16 protein-coding genes are annotated in these 14,850 nt (G+C 63.4%); 4 read left to right on the top strand and 12 right to left on the bottom strand.

Annotation, left to right across the window (positions count from 1 at the left end):
- The first annotated feature begins 58 nt into the window (after nucleotides 1–58).
- Together ACSPX5_RS21680 and ACSPX5_RS21685 are read left to right on the top strand one after the other, a co-directional pair.
- Nucleotides 59–1,465, top strand: coding sequence for an adenosylmethionine--8-amino-7-oxononanoate transaminase (locus tag ACSPX5_RS21680; protein WP_439820229.1), 1,407 nt, complete (start codon nucleotides 59–61; stop codon nucleotides 1,463–1,465).
- A 152-nt stretch (nucleotides 1,466–1,617) separates the two neighbouring features.
- The gene (locus tag ACSPX5_RS21685; RefSeq protein ID WP_439820230.1) at nucleotides 1,618–2,337 is read left to right on the top strand and encodes a 16S rRNA (uracil(1498)-N(3))-methyltransferase; all 720 of its coding nucleotides are present in this window, start codon (nucleotides 1,618–1,620) and stop codon (nucleotides 2,335–2,337) included.
- A gap of 4 nt (nucleotides 2,338–2,341) precedes the next feature.
- On the opposite strand, the gene ACSPX5_RS21690 is transcribed toward ACSPX5_RS21685, so the two are convergent.
- Entirely contained in the window at nucleotides 2,342–3,244 is a 903-nt protein-coding gene (locus ACSPX5_RS21690) for a transporter substrate-binding domain-containing protein (RefSeq protein WP_439820231.1), read from the bottom strand.
- A gap of 41 nt (nucleotides 3,245–3,285) precedes the next feature.
- Entirely contained in the window at nucleotides 3,286–4,527 is a 1,242-nt protein-coding gene (locus tag ACSPX5_RS21695) for a D-amino acid dehydrogenase (RefSeq protein WP_439820232.1), read from the bottom strand.
- A 108-nt stretch (nucleotides 4,528–4,635) separates the two neighbouring features.
- Between ACSPX5_RS21695 and ACSPX5_RS21700 the strand changes: the two genes are divergently transcribed.
- A complete protein-coding gene (locus tag ACSPX5_RS21700; protein ID WP_169432281.1) occupies nucleotides 4,636–5,547 on the top strand; it encodes a LysR family transcriptional regulator in 912 nt (303 codons plus the stop codon).
- Here the strand turns inward: ACSPX5_RS21700 and trhA are convergent.
- Nucleotides 5,544–6,161 carry a PAQR family membrane homeostasis protein TrhA gene (gene trhA / locus ACSPX5_RS21705; RefSeq protein WP_011336351.1) on the bottom strand — a complete coding sequence of 206 codons (618 nt, stop codon included), beginning with the start codon at nucleotides 6,159–6,161 and terminating at the stop codon, nucleotides 5,544–5,546. The genes ACSPX5_RS21700 and trhA overlap by 4 nt on opposite strands.
- Nucleotides 6,162–6,302: 141 nt before the next feature.
- Between trhA and ACSPX5_RS21710 the strand changes: the two genes are divergently transcribed.
- Nucleotides 6,303–7,223: a LysR family transcriptional regulator gene (locus tag ACSPX5_RS21710; RefSeq protein ID WP_439820233.1), complete on the top strand. Its 921-nt coding sequence runs from the start codon at nucleotides 6,303–6,305 to the stop codon at nucleotides 7,221–7,223.
- A gap of 228 nt (nucleotides 7,224–7,451) precedes the next feature.
- Here ACSPX5_RS21710 and madM read toward each other — a convergent pair whose 3' ends face one another.
- From madM to mdcA, 9 genes are all read right to left on the bottom strand, one after another.
- Entirely contained in the window at nucleotides 7,452–8,216 is a 765-nt protein-coding gene (madM, locus tag ACSPX5_RS21715) for a malonate transporter subunit MadM (protein WP_007953314.1), read from the bottom strand.
- A gap of 1 nt (nucleotide 8,217) precedes the next feature.
- Complete coding sequence (gene madL, locus ACSPX5_RS21720) at nucleotides 8,218–8,634, bottom strand: malonate transporter subunit MadL (RefSeq protein ID WP_007953315.1); 417 nt, start codon at nucleotides 8,632–8,634, stop codon at nucleotides 8,218–8,220.
- Between the two features lie 62 nt (nucleotides 8,635–8,696).
- On the bottom strand, nucleotides 8,697–9,617 hold the full coding sequence (gene mdcH, locus ACSPX5_RS21725; protein ID WP_439820234.1) for a malonate decarboxylase subunit epsilon: 921 nt from the start codon (nucleotides 9,615–9,617) through the stop codon (nucleotides 8,697–8,699).
- The gene (locus ACSPX5_RS21730) at nucleotides 9,614–10,234 is read right to left on the bottom strand and encodes a malonate decarboxylase holo-ACP synthase (RefSeq protein WP_169432285.1); all 621 of its coding nucleotides are present in this window, start codon (nucleotides 10,232–10,234) and stop codon (nucleotides 9,614–9,616) included. The genes mdcH and ACSPX5_RS21730 overlap by 4 nt, the downstream gene beginning before the upstream one ends.
- Nucleotides 10,228–11,013, bottom strand: a complete 786-nt coding sequence (gene mdcE / locus ACSPX5_RS21735) for a biotin-independent malonate decarboxylase subunit gamma (RefSeq protein ID WP_439820235.1) — start codon at nucleotides 11,011–11,013, stop codon at nucleotides 10,228–10,230. The genes ACSPX5_RS21730 and mdcE overlap by 7 nt, the downstream gene beginning before the upstream one ends.
- The gene (locus tag ACSPX5_RS21740; protein WP_439820236.1) at nucleotides 11,010–11,861 is read right to left on the bottom strand and encodes a biotin-independent malonate decarboxylase subunit beta; all 852 of its coding nucleotides are present in this window, start codon (nucleotides 11,859–11,861) and stop codon (nucleotides 11,010–11,012) included. Before ACSPX5_RS21740 ends, mdcE begins: the two co-directional genes overlap by 4 nt.
- Nucleotides 11,854–12,153: a malonate decarboxylase subunit delta gene (locus ACSPX5_RS21745; protein ID WP_007913697.1), complete on the bottom strand. Its 300-nt coding sequence runs from the start codon at nucleotides 12,151–12,153 to the stop codon at nucleotides 11,854–11,856. Before ACSPX5_RS21745 ends, ACSPX5_RS21740 begins: the two co-directional genes overlap by 8 nt.
- A complete protein-coding gene (locus ACSPX5_RS21750) occupies nucleotides 12,153–13,025 on the bottom strand; it encodes a triphosphoribosyl-dephospho-CoA synthase (RefSeq protein WP_439820237.1) in 873 nt (290 codons plus the stop codon). Before ACSPX5_RS21750 ends, ACSPX5_RS21745 begins: the two co-directional genes overlap by 1 nt.
- The gene (gene mdcA, locus ACSPX5_RS21755; RefSeq protein WP_439820238.1) at nucleotides 13,025–14,695 is read right to left on the bottom strand and encodes a malonate decarboxylase subunit alpha; all 1,671 of its coding nucleotides are present in this window, start codon (nucleotides 14,693–14,695) and stop codon (nucleotides 13,025–13,027) included. Before mdcA ends, ACSPX5_RS21750 begins: the two co-directional genes overlap by 1 nt.
- Nucleotides 14,696–14,850: the final 155 nt, after the last annotated feature.

Genomic DNA, 14,850 nt, shown 5'->3' on the forward strand with positions numbered 1-14,850 from the left:
ATAGGCTTGCGCGATTGTTTGCCCGCGCCTGACGCGAGCCGCCTCGAGGAGACTGAACATGGGCCTGAACAACCAGTGGATGCAACGCGATCTCGCGGTGCTGTGGCATCCCTGCACCCAGATGAAAGACCACGAACAGCTGCCGCTGATCCCGATCAAGCGCGGTGAAGGCGTCTGGCTGGAAGACTTCGAAGGCAAGCGTTATCTGGATGCGGTCAGCTCCTGGTGGGTCAACGTGTTCGGCCACGCCAACCCGCGCATCAACCAGCGCATCAAGGATCAGGTCGATCAGCTGGAACACGTGATTCTGGCCGGTTTCAGCCATCAGCCGGTGATCGAACTGTCCGAGCGGCTGGTGAAGATGACGCCGGAAGGCTTGAACCGGGTGTTCTACGCCGATAACGGTTCGTCCTGCATCGAAGTCGCGCTGAAAATGAGCTTTCACTACTGGCTCAACCGCGGCCAGCCGAACAAGAAGCGCTTCGTCACCCTGACCAACAGCTACCACGGCGAAACCATGGCGGCGATGGCGGTCGGTGATGTGCCGTTGTTCACCGAAACCTACAAAGCGCTGCTGATGGACACCATCAAGGTGCCGAGCCCGGATTGCTACCTGCGCCCGCAGGGCATGAGCTGGGAAGAGCATTCGCGCAATATGTTCGCGGCCATGGAGCAGACGCTGGCGGAAAATCATGACAGCGTCGCCGCGGTGATCGTCGAGCCGCTGATTCAGGGCGCGGGTGGCATGCGCATGTATCACCCGGTGTACCTCAAGCTGTTGCGCGAAGCCTGCGACCGTTACGGCGTGCACCTGATCCACGACGAAATCGCCGTCGGTTTCGGCCGCACCGGGACGATGTTCGCCTGCGAACAGGCCGGCATCCGTCCGGACTTCCTGTGCCTGTCGAAAGCCCTGACCGGCGGCTATCTGCCATTGGCCGCGTGCCTGACCACCGACGAGGTGTACAGCGCGTTCTACGACGATTACCCGACCCTGCGCGCCTTCCTGCACTCGCACAGCTACACCGGCAACCCATTGGCCTGTGCAGCGGCCCTGGCGACCCTGGATATTTTCGAGCAGGACAACGTGATCGAAAACAACCGGGCGCTGGCTCAACGCATGGCGTCGGCGATGGCGCATCTGGTGGATCATCCGAATGTTTCGGAAGTCCGTCAGACCGGCATGGTGCTGGCGATCGAGATGGTCAAGGACAAGGCCACGAAGGAGGCTTATCCGTGGCAGGAACGTCGCGGCCTGAAAGTGTTCCAGCATGCCCTGGAGCGTGGCGCGTTGCTGCGTCCGCTGGGCAGCGTGGTGTATTTCCTGCCGCCCTACGTGATCACCCCGGAGCAGATCGACTTCCTCGCCGAAGTCGCCAGCGAAGGCATCGACATCGCCACCCGCGACAGCGTCAGCGTGGCAGTGCCGAAGGATTTTCATCCGGGTTTTCGCGATCCGGGCTGATCCAGATTATTCAAGATCTGTGGTGCCTGGACTTCCGCTTTCGCGAGCAAGCCCGCTCCCACATTTGGAATGCATTTCCCTGTGGGAGCGGGCTTGCTCGCGAATGAAGTCGACACCGTTTTAACTGATTCACATCTTTCCAGAGACTCCGAATGAGACTGTCCCGCTTCTTTATCGACGCCCCGCTGAGCACCGGCGAACACGAACTGCCGGAAGCCCAGGCGCATTACATCAGCCGCGTGCTGCGCATGGCCGAGGGCGATGCGGTGCAGTTGTTCGACGGCTCCGGCCATGAGTTTCGCGGTTCCCTGGTGGAAGTCGGCAAGAAACGCGTGGTGGTGCAGATCGACGAGCAGTTCGCAGGTCAAGTCGAATCACCGCTGCGCATCCACCTCGGCCAGGGCCTGTCCCGGGGCGAGCGGATGGACTGGGCGATCCAGAAAGCCACCGAACTGGGCGTGACTGAAATCACCCCGATCTTCAGCGAACGCTGCGAAGTCCGCCTCAAGGACGAACGCGCCGACAAACGCCTGCTGCACTGGCGTCAGGTGGCGATCAGCGCTTGCGAGCAATGCGGTCGCTCGCGGGTGCCGGTGATTCATCCACCGGTGTTGCTGGCCGACTGGCTGAAACAGACCGAAGCCGAACTGAAACTGGTCCTGCACCCGGTGGCCGAACCTTTGGTCAGCCACGCCAAACCATCGACCCTGGCCTTCTTGATCGGCCCTGAAGGCGGCTTGTCCGACGCCGAAGTCGAGCAGGCCAGGAGCAACGGCTACCACGCCGCCCGCCTCGGCCCGCGGGTGCTGCGCACCGAGACTGCGCCGGTTGTGGCGCTGGCAGTCGCTCAGCAACTGTGGGGTGATTTCTAACCTGTCACTGCACCGGATCACTGATCGGTCTGGCGATGATTGCCTTGAGTTCGCTGGTCATCGGGAACTCAAGGTTCAGGCCCTTTGGCGGGATCGGCTGTTCGAACCACTTGCGGTAGATCCCGTTGATCTCCCCCGAGCTGTACAGGTCAGCCAGCACACCGTTGACCAGCGCGAGGAACTGCGGATCATCCTTGCGCACCATGCAGCTGTAGATTTCCCGGGATTGCTCCTCCCCCACCACGACCCAGTTGTGCGGATCGCGCGCTTTGGCCCGCTCGCCGTAAAGCAGCGCATCGTCCATGTAGAACGCTGCCGCACGGCCTGATTGCAGCATCTGGAACGCCTCGCCGTGATCCTTGGCGCTGATCACGAACATGTTCAGTTTGTGGTCGAGGTTGTAGCTCTTCAGATAACGCTCGTTGGTGGTGCCGGCGGTCGTCACCACGTTCTTGCCGCGCAGATCGTCGAAGCGGTTGATGCCGCTGTCTTTGGCGGTCAGCAGCTGACCTTTGACGTAGATGAAACCGTAGGAGAACGCGACCTGCTTCTGCCGCTCGGCCGTCACCCCGGTGGAGCCGCATTCGAGGTCGACCGTGCCGTTCTGCACCAGCGGAATCCGCGTCTGCGAGGTCACCAGGTTGTACTTCACCTTCAGCTCCGGCAGCGCCAATTGCTGCTTGATGCGTTCGACGATCTTGTCCGCCAGCTCCACTGAATAGCCCATCGGCTGCCCGGTGTGATCGCCCACATACGAGAACGGCACCGACGCATCGCGATACCCCAGGGTGATGCTGTTGGCGCTGGCGATCTTGCCGAGCGTACCGGTCAGCGGCACTTCATTGGCCTGGGCCTGAGCACCGAAAACCAGCGCCAGAGTGCAGCCGAGCAACGTGATTTTTTGCATTGTTATTCTCCGTTGTGGGTGGGGTGTTTTAGCAGAAACCGTCACGCCGCACTGGGATTGAACCCGTGCAGATCAATGGATGTGCGCTGCTGGCCGATCAGTTCGCTGAGCAACTGCCCGCTGCCGCAGGCCAGGGTGAAACCGAGCGCGCCGTGGCCGAGGTTGAGCCACAGATTGCGATACGCCGTGGCGCCCAGCAGCGGAACGCCGGTGGGGGTGGCCGGGCGCATGCCGGCCCACTCCACGGCCGCGTCGTAGTCGCCGGCGTCGGGAAAGGTGTCGCGGGCCTGACGCTTGATCAGCGCCAGCCGCTCGGGGTCCACCGCCGGGTCAAAACCGACGATGTCGACCATCGCCGCCACCCGCAGTTGTTCGCCGATACGGGCGTAGACGATCTTGCGGTCGTAGTCGGTGATACTCACGTCCGGCGCTCGATGCTCGCTGCCGATCGGTACGGTCAGGCTGTAGCCCTTCAGGGGATACAGTGGCAGGCGCAGGCCGGGCAGCGCCAGCAACGGGCTGCGATGGCCGGCGGCCATTACCAGTTGTTCGACCGGCAGGGTTTCTTCGCCAAGTTCAATGGCCGTGACGGCGCCGTGACTGTGGCGAATAGCGGTCACTGCCTGACCGAAACGAAACGCGCAGCGGCCCGACGCCTTCAATTGCGCCGCCAGCTGTTGGCAGAAACCGTGACAGTCGCCGACTTCTTCATCCGGCGTGTAGATCGCGCCCACAAACGGCGCATCGGTCAGTGCCGGTTCCAGTTGCGCACATTCGGCGGCGGACAACACCTGCTGTTGCTGCGGATCGGCGAGCCCCTTGCGCGCATGGTCGAAGCTGGCGGCGTTGCGAAAGGTCACCAGTTTGCCGTTGCGCCGCCAGTTGAAGCCGGCGAGTCCGTCGTCCTCGCGCCAGCGTTTCAGCGTGCGCTGGCTGAACAGCGCCAGACGCAACAGATGCGCGGCGTTTTCACGGTTGACCGAAGTGCGGCACGCAGCGAGAAACGAGGCCATCCAGCGCCACTGGGCCGGGTCCAGGCGCGGGCGAAGTTTCAGCGGTGAGTCGCCGCGCAGCATCCAGCCGATTGCCTGCAACGGCACGCCGGCGTCGGCCAGCGGCGCAACGTAACGATAGGACAACTGGCCGCCGTTGGCGAAACTGGTTTCGCTGCCCGGCGACTGCCGCGCCTCGACCACCGTCACCTCGAAGCCGTCGCGCACCAGCGCCCAGGCCGTTGCCAACCCGATCACGCCGCCGCCGATGATGCACACACGCTGAGCCATGTCCGTCCTTAATCGTTCTTGAAGACGAGGCCGAGGTTAGGGTGAGGTGACAGGCGCCGAACAATGAATAAAGATGCCAAACCTATAAACAAAGGTTATGGGATCGTCATGCGCCTTCGTCATATCGAGATTTTCCAGGCCATTCGCCAGACCGGCTCGATCAGCGCCGCTGCGCAGTTGCTGCACGTCTCGCAACCGGCGGTGACCAAGGTGTTGCAGCACGCCGAGCAGCAGCTGGGTTTCCCTCTGTTTTTGCGGGTGCGCGGCAAGTTGCAGGCAACCCCCGAAGCGCTGGAGCTGGAGCGCGAAGTCGACAAGGTCACGGAAAGCCTGCAAGGCGTGCGGCGTCTGGCCCAGAGCCTGCGCCGCGAGCCCGGCCACAGCCTGCGGATCGGCGCGACTCCGGCGCTGGCGCTGTCGTTGCTGCCGCCGGCGATCCGGCAATGGACGGCGCAATTCCCGGACATCGCCTGCGAACTGTCGAGCGCCCACAGCCGCGAGCTGATGCAGAACCTGCTGATGCGCGAAGTGGATGTGGCCCTGACGTTGCAGTTGCCGGACCATCCGGGGCTGAAGGCCGAAGCGCTGGCCTCGGGGGTTCTGGTGGCGCTGGCGCCGAAGGGTTATTGGCCGGAGGAAGATGCCGGCCAGCCGTTGCCACTGATGGCACTGGCCGGGGCGCCGCTGATCGGGCTGTCCAGCGCCGATCCGCTGGCCGCGCGGCTCGACAGTTATCTGGAGGCGGTCGAGCCGCCACCCCGGGTGCGGATTGCGGTACAGACGTATTCGCTGGCGCGTGCGATGGTGGAGTCCGGCGCCGGGGTGGCGGTGATCGATCCGTTCACCGCGCTGGGGGCTTCGCCGACCAGCACCGTAATCCGCCCGTTGGCGCCGCCCTTGCCGATCACGCTGTACGCCGTGACCCGCGCCACCGAACCATCACCCCATACGCTGAATGATTTGCTGGAGATTTTCAGTCAGCGCGCCGGCGAACAACTCGGCCGCCTGATGGGCATTTAAAGGACGTAAAACAGAATCGCCACAAAGTGCAGCAGGCTCCCGGCGATCACAAACAGATGCCAGATCCCGTGGGCATGCCGCAACCGGTGATCAAGGGCAAAAAAGATGATCCCCACGGTGTACAGCACGCCGCCCGACGCCAGCCAGGCAAACCCCGCCGTCCCCAGCGCGGCGATCAGCGGCTTGACCGCCACCAGCACGATCCAGCCCATCACCGCGTAGATCACGATCGACAGGATCCGCGCCTCCGAGCGCGGCTTGATCTCTTGCAGGATGCCGATCAGCGCCAGGCCCCAGACAATCCCGAACAGCGTCCAGCCCCACGGCCCACGCAGGGTCACCAGGCAGAACGGCGTGTAACTGCCGGCGATCAGCAGGTAGATCGAAAAGTGATCGACCTTCTTCATGATCGCCTTTTTACGCCCGCGCACGCTGTGGTACACGGTGGATGCGCTGTAGAGCACCAGCAAAGTGAAGGCGTAAATCGCCACACTGACGATCTTCCACGGGCTGCCGTCGAGGCTGGCAATCACCAGCATCCACACGCCCCCGACAAACGCCGCTACCGCCCCGACCAGATGCGTCCAGGCGTTCAGTTTTTCTCCGTGATACATGTGTCACACACCTCGATTTCATTACCGCAGCGCGCAAGGCTCGGGCCTTGAGCGTAAAAGCGCAATGTTTCCGTTCAACGCGGGCCTGCACCTGTCCTGATATTTGGGCACAATCGAGCGATACCAAGAAGAGTCCGCGCCATGCTGATCGACGAAGAATTGACCCTGAAGAAACTCGAGGTGTTCCTCGCCTTCATGCGCACCGGCAACCTCGCCCGCGCCGCCGCCGAGTTGCAGACCAGCAACGTCAGCGTGCACCGTGCGATCCATTCGCTGGAAAGTGCCCTGCGCTGCCCGCTGTTCAAGCACGAAGGGCGCAACCTGACGCCGCTGGAAAGCGCTTATGTGCTCGAAGAGCGAGCGCAGAAGCTGATTCAGGACGTGGTCGAAAGCGTGCGCCTGACCCGCGAAGCCGCCGGATTCTCCGCCGAGCGCTTCAAGCTCGGCTCGCTGTATTCGCTCACGGTGAAGACCGTGCCGCAGCTGATCATGGGCCTGAAGATCCGCCGCAGTGAACTCAACATCGACCTGATCCTCGGCTCGAACATCGACCTGCTCTACAAGCTGAAGAACATGGAAGTCGACGCGATCCTGGTGTCACTGGACGATACCGTCAACGACCCGGACTGCGAGCAGATCCCGCTGTTTTCCGACGACATCTTCCTCGCCACCCCGGCCGATTCGCGCTTCGCCCAACGCAGCGAAGTGGATCTGGCCGAGGTGCGCGACGAAACCTTCATTACCCTCACCCAAGGCTTCGCCACCCATCAGGACGGCATCCGGGTGTTCAGACAGGCAGGGTTCGAGCCGAAGGTGGCGATGCAGGTCAACGACATCTTCACTCTGCTGAGCATGGTCAGCTCCGGAGTCGGTTATGCGTTGCTGCCGGGGAGGATTGCGGCGGTGTACGAGAACCGGGTGAAGCTGATTCCGTTGCAGGAGAAGTACCGGTTGCAGCAGCACATCGGGGTGGTGTTTTTGAAGGCCAAGGAGCGGGATCCGAATTTGCTGGCGTTGCTGGCGGAATGTCGGATGTATGCGAATCGCCAGGCTGGGGTTTGATCAAGAGCAGATCAAGATCAAGGGCTTACCCCCTCATCGGAACGCCGCCCGCCCAGCCCTCTCCCCCAAGGGGGCGAGGGGAAAGGGAGCAGATCGGGGATCTTTCAAAATCTGAGTTCGACTCAGGAATTTCAGGTCGATGTATAGCGCATAAGCAACTCGGTCAGTCCCCTCTCCCTCCGGGAGAGGGTTAGGCGGGCGGCGTTCCGATGAGGGCGCTTTTGACGTTCAGCCCACAATCCCGCGAACAATGAAGAACAGCAGCGAAGGCCCAAGCAGGCAGCCAAGCCCAGTGTGGAAGGTCGCGGTCAACGCCCCATAAGGCACCAACCGCCGATCCGTCGCCGCCAGCCCCGCCGTCACACCACTCACCGTCCCGGCCAGCCCGCCAAACACCATCGCCGAGCGCGGGTTATCCAGACCCATCCAGCGCGCCGCCACCGGGGTGCCGACCATCACCAGAATCGCCTTGATCAGCCCGGTGGCAATCGACAGCGCCATCACATCCGAGGTCGCGCCAATCGCCGCACCGGTCACCGGCCCGACGATGTAAGTCACCGCCCCCGCGCCGATGGTGGTCATGCTCACCGCATCGCGATAACCGAACGCGTAAGCCATGCACGCGCCGACAATGAACGGCAGGATCGTGCCCAGCAGCAGCGCAATCACCCCGATCATCCCGGCCTTCTTCGCCTCGGTCGCCTGCACTTCAAACGCGGTGGCAACGATGGCGAAATCCCGCAGCATCGCGCCGCCCATCAGGCCGATGCCGGAGAACAGCGTCAGGTCCGCCAGGCCCTTCTGCCCGCCCGTCATCGTCCCGCCGACCCAGGCCAGCACCAGGCCGATGACAATGGCAATCGCCGAGCCGTGAATCCGCCCGAACGTCAGGCGTTTGGAGAGGATCACCGAAACCCACATGATCACGCCGACGAAGGCGAAGGCGGTGATCAGACCATTGTGCTCCAGACCTTTTTCAATGAGATCCCACATGTCAGCGACCTCCTACCGGTGTGCCGACCGGGGAAATTTCCGCCGGCTCGTCGGGCAAGGGCTCGCCCTTGTGGGTGCGGCTGATCAGGGCAATCGTGCAGCCACAGACCACCACCGAACCAATCGCCGCCAACACCGCCACCGGGCCGCCGTGCAGGGCGGTGACGACGTTCTGCTGCGCGGCCATCGCCACCACCACCGGAATGTACATGGCGCCCCAGAAGCCGACGCCCATCTCGCAATCCTTGGTCATGCCGCCGCGTTTCTGCATCCACAACCGCGCGCAGATCAACAGGATCATGGCGATGCCGACCCCGCCGACGTTGGATTTGACGCCCAGCAGCACGCCGAGCAGGTCACCCATGATCACCCCTGCCAGCGTACAGATCGCCAGCAGCGCCACACCGTAAATAATCATTGTTGTAGTCCTCAAAGTGCATCGTCGAATTGTTTTTGTTGTTCGAAGCCTGAGTCGGTGATTTAGGGTCGTCGGCCCTCCTCTTCACGCAACAGCGCCTGCAAGGTGTCGAGCCGGGCACTGTCGAAGGCAGTGACGGTCCCCTGTTCGAACACCCGGCGCGCCAGCCCGGTCAGCACCGCACCGGGCGGCAGTTCGATCTGTAGACGTACGCCGCGCTCGTAAGCGCTTTGCACGGTGCCGCGCCAGTCCACCACGCGGCACATGTTGAAGGCGAGATCGTCGCGCAGCGCTTCTACCTGGGTCACAGGCCTTGCGCGACTGCCGCTCAGGTAAGCGATTTTCGGTGTTTTCAGTGCCACTTTGGCGAACGCCTCGGCGAGAGTTTGCGCAGGCTCATCCAGCAACGGGCAGTGCGACGGCACGCTGACCGCCAGACGCTTTGCCAGACCGGCGCCACGACTGCGCGCCAGCTCGGCGACCGCTTGCATCGCCTTGTCGCTGCCGGCAATCACCACCTGGTTATCGGCGTTGATATTGGCCAGATAAACCGGCGAATCTGCACCGTGCACCTGAGCCAGCAAATCTTCGACTGTAGATAATTGCAGGCCGATGATCGCGGTCATGCCGAAGCCCTGTGGATAAGCCTGCTGCATCAACTCGCCGCGCAGGCTGACCAGATGCAACGCATCGCTGAAGCTCAACGCCCCGGCGACCACCGCTGCCGGATACGCACCGATGGACAGGCCGGCGACGTAATCTGCGGTGAGGCCGTCCTGTAACAATTGCCGCGAGGCTGCGACTCCGGCGATCAGCAGACAGAGCTGAACCGCCCGAGTGCTGCGCAAGGCTTCGCTGGAATCCAGCCGCAAGACATCTTCACCGAGGCTATCGCTGGCCTCGATCAGCGTTTCCCGAGGCAAACGCTGGAGCATGCCGGGCTGCTGCGCGCCCTGGCCGGGAAACACCAGCAGGCTGCTCACGCTGCCTGCTCCTGCGGGTTCCATGGGTCGCTGACCAGACAGGCTTCATGGGCGTTTTTCAGCAGCACCCGCGAAGCATTCCCGGCCCACTCGCGCAGGGCCACCGCGCCGAACGGTGTCTGCAATTGCAGGTCGACCCGGCAGATCGCCTGATCGAAAACCGCGACCAGTTTGCGTGCCTGATTGCGGGTGATGAGTTGCGGTGTACGCAGGATCAGATCGAGATCACTGGCCTGGTGCATGGCTGCAAAACCACTCGCCAGTTCAAACCCGACACTGCCACTGACGCCCCAGATCCAACCGCAATCATCGAGCACCGGCCGCAGCTGCCGCAGCGCCTGCATGACCGGCAGATCGCGCTCGCTCTCAACATCACAAAGCGCTTCAGGACTGACCCGACAGGCAATCGAGTCGATCGCCATGAACGCCGCCAACCGCTGCTCGCGCAACACTCCGCGCACGCCCACCGCCACGAATCCGTCTTCACTCAACGCCCGCCGCACCACCACCGGTTGCCCGGCAGCCAGCGAATCAATCGCCCACGGCGGCGCATCCGCTGGCAACTGTGCCGGCGTCATGCCCCACAGCAGGTCGTGGGCCAGAGGCGTGTTCACCACTGCGCCCTCAGCAGTTCACGTACACGACTGGAGGCTTCGCGATTTTTCGCGCCGAGACGATTGCTCAAATCCGTCGTGCCAACATCACCGATGGCTTGCTTCAGGCATTCGCCGACTCGCGCCAGATCCTCCGCCGTCGGCTGTTCGATCTGCTGCACCGACAGGGTTTCCCAGAGCAAGCCGAGGCTGGCGTAGCTGTCGATGTCATAGGCCATCGGCGGCACGCTGGACGCCAGGGCTTCCAGTTCTTCGACGCTGCGCAAGGTCACCCGCGCTGCCGACGCCTTGCCCATCGCGTGCACCATCACCCCCGGATCACGCAGGGCGATCAAGCGGTTGGCCTGATAACCGTGAGCGAGAAACGCCCCGGACATGGCCTTGCCCACCAGCAACGCAATCACCGGATGCCCGGCCAGACGCGCGCGGGCATAAGCATCCGCCGCTCCGGCCAGGGCCTGGTGAATGCCGAGGGCTTCTTCGCGGCGACCATAGGCCTGGCTCGGCACATCGACGATGGCGATCAAGGGACGTTTTTGCGTTTTGTCACGGTCGGCGGTGATCGCGTCATCCACCGCCTTGGCCAGCCCCCAGCCTTCGAGCAAACCGACTTCGCCGTTGCGAGCGCGTGGGAAACGGTTTTGCGGATCGGCGACCACCGCAATAAAGCGCCCAAGTGGGCCGTCGGCGACCTTCAACGATGGCGGCAAACCCTCAACGGCAGTCGCGCCAGCGCTCAAGGCGTTGAACCAGTTCAAACCGCGCACGGAATAACCACTCATGAGCGCTCTCCTTGATACAGATCGCGAACCACCGAAGGCTCGATTTGCTTGTCAGTGTCCAGGCTCGCCAGGCGATGCAGAAACCACTCGGCCCGCTGGCTGCGCGGTTGTGACGGCAGACCCTGTTGCAGCAATTCACTGACCTGCTGGCGAATCTGCGCCACGTCATCGGCGACATAACGATCCACCAGGCCACTGACGAAACGTTGCTCGCCGCCGGTCAGGCTCCAGATGAAGGGCCGGTCGCGGGAGTCGTATTCCTCGATCCCGGCTTCCTGCTCGATCACCTGCGGGCCGTTCAGGCCGAGGCGTGCTTCCTGGGTCACCAGTAAGTAGCTGCACAGGGCGGCGGCAATCGACATCCCGCCGAAACAACCGACGCTGCCGGCCACCACGCCGACCACCGGTTGGTATTGCTGCAGATCGACAATCGCCGCGTGAATGTCGGCTATCGCCGCCAGCCCGAGGTTGGCTTCCTGCAAGCGCACGCCACCGGTTTCCAGCAGCAGGATGGCGCAGGTCGGGATGCCTTTGCGGTTGTCTTCGGCGGCCAGTTCCAGCGCGCCGGCGATTTTTGCGCCACCGACTTCACCGAGGCTGCCGCCCTGAAACGCGCCTTCGATGGCAGCGATCACCACCGGCAAACCGTCGAGGCTGCCCTTGGCGATCACCACACCGTCATCGGCCTGGGGCACCACGCCCTGACGTTCGAGCCACGGCGACATGACGCGTTGAAACGGGTCGAGCAATTCGCGCAAGGTGCCGGCGTCGAGCAAGGCTTTCGCCCGCTGCCGCGCGCCGAGTTCGACGAAGCTGTGTTTGTGCAGAAGTGCCGAGGTGTCAGTCATGGCCGATCTCCTCGAAGCCTTGTTCCAGGCGCAGGCGCACCACGCCCGGGGTCGCGCCGAAGTCGTGGATATCGATGGCCATCGCCGGTGGCGTGGTGCCGTCGAACATCCGCGCAAACAGATGCTGCCAGCGCAGCTGCGCGCCGTTGACCGAAGTCTGGACGTTGATCGTCAGCTTGCCGGCCAGGCCCGGTTCGATAAGCACTTCCAGATCGCCCGAGCCGACACAACCGACCAGCGCCCGACCGCGTGGCGGCTGCCCGGCGGGGAATTCAAAGGATAAGGTTTCCATCAAAACGCTCCCTGAAGGATGCCGTCGCGCTCGACCCGGTCGAGCAGCAGCGTGGCGGCGAGCAAGTCGGCGGCGCCACCGGGCGAGGCATTCAATGCGATGAGTTGTTGATCCAGTTCGTGCAGGCGGCGGCGACCGGTGAGGCTGGCGCTGCCCCCGGCGTCGAGCACTGCCTGGGCGCCGCGTTGCATGGTATGCAAACCCTGTTCACCGGCGCGGTACAGCACGCAGGTGTCGGCGAGGTCGGTCATGATCGCCAGCAAGCCATCGAGCCGGGCGTTCTGTTCGCCATGGCCGGCGGCGCGGCTGCGTTTAAGCTGCGGCAGGCCACGCTGCACCACGGACGGGAAGCCGAGCTGCGCTTCTTCCCGGGCACCGCGAGCGCCGTAGCGCTGGGCGACTTGAGCGCCATGGCTCAGCGGACGCGGCGCATACCGATCGTCGAACAATGCCAGACGCGCAGCGCGCAGAGTGACGGCGCCGGCGCTGGTGGACTTCGTCTCCAGCGCAGCAGCCGTGACCAGCAGGCCCAACGCCCAGATCGCCCCGCGATGGGTGTTCACACCGTGGGTGGTGGCGAGCATCGCTTGCTCGCCCTCCCGTCCGATACGGCCAATGGCTTCGCGCAACGGCAAGCCGATCTCGCCGAACTCGAGAGCGGCCTCGGCCATTTCCTTGAACGCCGGCCACAACGCCAGCGCCGAGGCGTGCATCAATCCCAGGTGCAGATCGGTGTGCGCACCGTTGCCGCGACGGTCGACCAGCGCCGGTTTCGGCGACAGATCGGCTTCGTCGATCAGCGCGTCCACGGCCAGATCCGCCAGCCGTTCCGCGAGGGTGATGGTTTTCGGTTGCAGGTTGAGTGCGTGCATTACCAGCTCCTGAACTTGGCGGGCGGGTTGTAGAGGCCGCCGGACCACTCGACCAGATCGGCCACGCTCTTCGCCGCGAGCAGTTCGCGAGTGGCGTCGGTGCGGCGGATGCCGAGGTCTTCGGGCAAGGCGATCAGGCCTTCGCGGCGCATGCGTTCGGTGTCTTTCGGGTTGTGGCGCAGGCCGATGGCAGTGACGCCGGCGACTGCGGCGATCATCGCCTGGCGCTCTTCCAGCGAGCGCGCCTTGTACAGGTAGGCGATGCCTTCTTCGGTGAGCAGGTGGGTGACGTCGTCGCCGTAGATCATGATCGGCGCCAGCGGCATGCCGCTTTTCTTCGCCACCTCCACCGCGTCGAGGGTTTCGACGAAGGTCGGTTTGCCGCCCTCCTGGAAGGTCTCGACCATCTGCACCACAAGTTTCTTGCCGCGTTCGAGCATCGGTTGCTGCGAATCGTCATGGCGCATATCGAGCCAGGCTGGCGTGCCGTGACGACGGCCGCGCGGGTCGTGGCCCATGTTCGGTGCCCCACCGAAACCGGCGAGGCGGCCTCGGGTTACGGTTGAGGAATGGCCATCGCCATCGACTTGCAGGGTCGCGCCGATGAACAGGTCCACCGCGTATTGCCCGGCCAGTTGGCAGAACATCCGGTTGGAACGCAGCGAGCCGTCACGGCCGGTGAAGAACACATCGGGCCGGGCGGCGATGTAGTTTTCCATGCCCAGTTCGGTGCCGAAGCAATGCACGCTTTCGACCCAGCCGCTTTCAATCGCCGGGATCAGGGTCGGGTGCGGATTGAGCGTCCAGTTGCGGCAGATCTTGCCTTTGAGGCCGAGTGATTCGCCGTAGGTCGGCAGGATCAGTTCGATGGCGGCGGTGTTGAAACCGATGCCGTGGTTCAGCGACTGCACGTTGTGTTTTTCGTAGATCCCGCGGATTGCCATCATCGCCATCAGCACGTGTACAGGTTTGATGTGGCGAGGGTCGCGAGTGAACAGCGGCTCGATGTAGAACGGCTTGTCCGCCACCACCACGAAATCGACCCACGATGCGGGAATATCCACCCGGGGCAGTTCGCTGACGTCGTCCACCAGCTGATTGACCTGGACGATGACGATGCCGTCGCTGAACGCCGCCGGTTCGATCAGCGCCGGGGTGTCTTCGGTGCTCGGGCCGGTGTAGATGTTGCCGGCCCGGTCAGCCATGAACCCGGCCGAGAGCACGACGTTGGGGATCAGGTCCACCACCAGCCGGGCATAGAGTTCGATGTAGGTGTGGATCGCGCCGATTTCCAGCAGTCCGTCTTCGAGCAACTGGCTGATGCGCAGGCTCTGGGTGCCGGCGAAGGAGAAATCGAGCTTGCGGGCGATGCCGCGTTCGAACAGGTCCAGATGCTCGGAGCGACCGACGCTGGGCATGATCATGTGCAGGTCGTGGAGTTTTTCAGGATCGGCCTTGGCCAGCGCACGGGAAAGGAAATCCGCCTGCTTCTGGTTATTGCCCTCCAGCACCACACGGTCGCCGGGCAGAATCAGCGCTTCCAGTGCCGCGACTATTTTGTCGGTGGGCAACACCGCACCGTCGGCCAACCCGCGCACCTTGTCGAGGCGCCGCTGCTTCTCGTCGCGCCGCCGCGTCCAGCGCGAGTCGGGGGAAATTGTTGTTGTCATGCTCACTCCACGGGGTTCGCTGTCGTGGAGCTACCTTAGGAGTGTCGGGTGGGGGCATCAATCAAGCGCGGTGGTGAATCATTACGCTCAGCGTAATGGTTGGAATCGCTATCGCGAGCAGGCTCGCTCCCACAAGGGAAACGCATTTCAAATGT

Origin of the sequence: Pseudomonas sp. HLG18 (assembly GCF_051903985.1) — a bacterium.
In the GTDB taxonomy this organism is placed as follows: domain Bacteria; phylum Pseudomonadota; class Gammaproteobacteria; order Pseudomonadales; family Pseudomonadaceae; genus Aquipseudomonas; species Aquipseudomonas fluorescens_BT.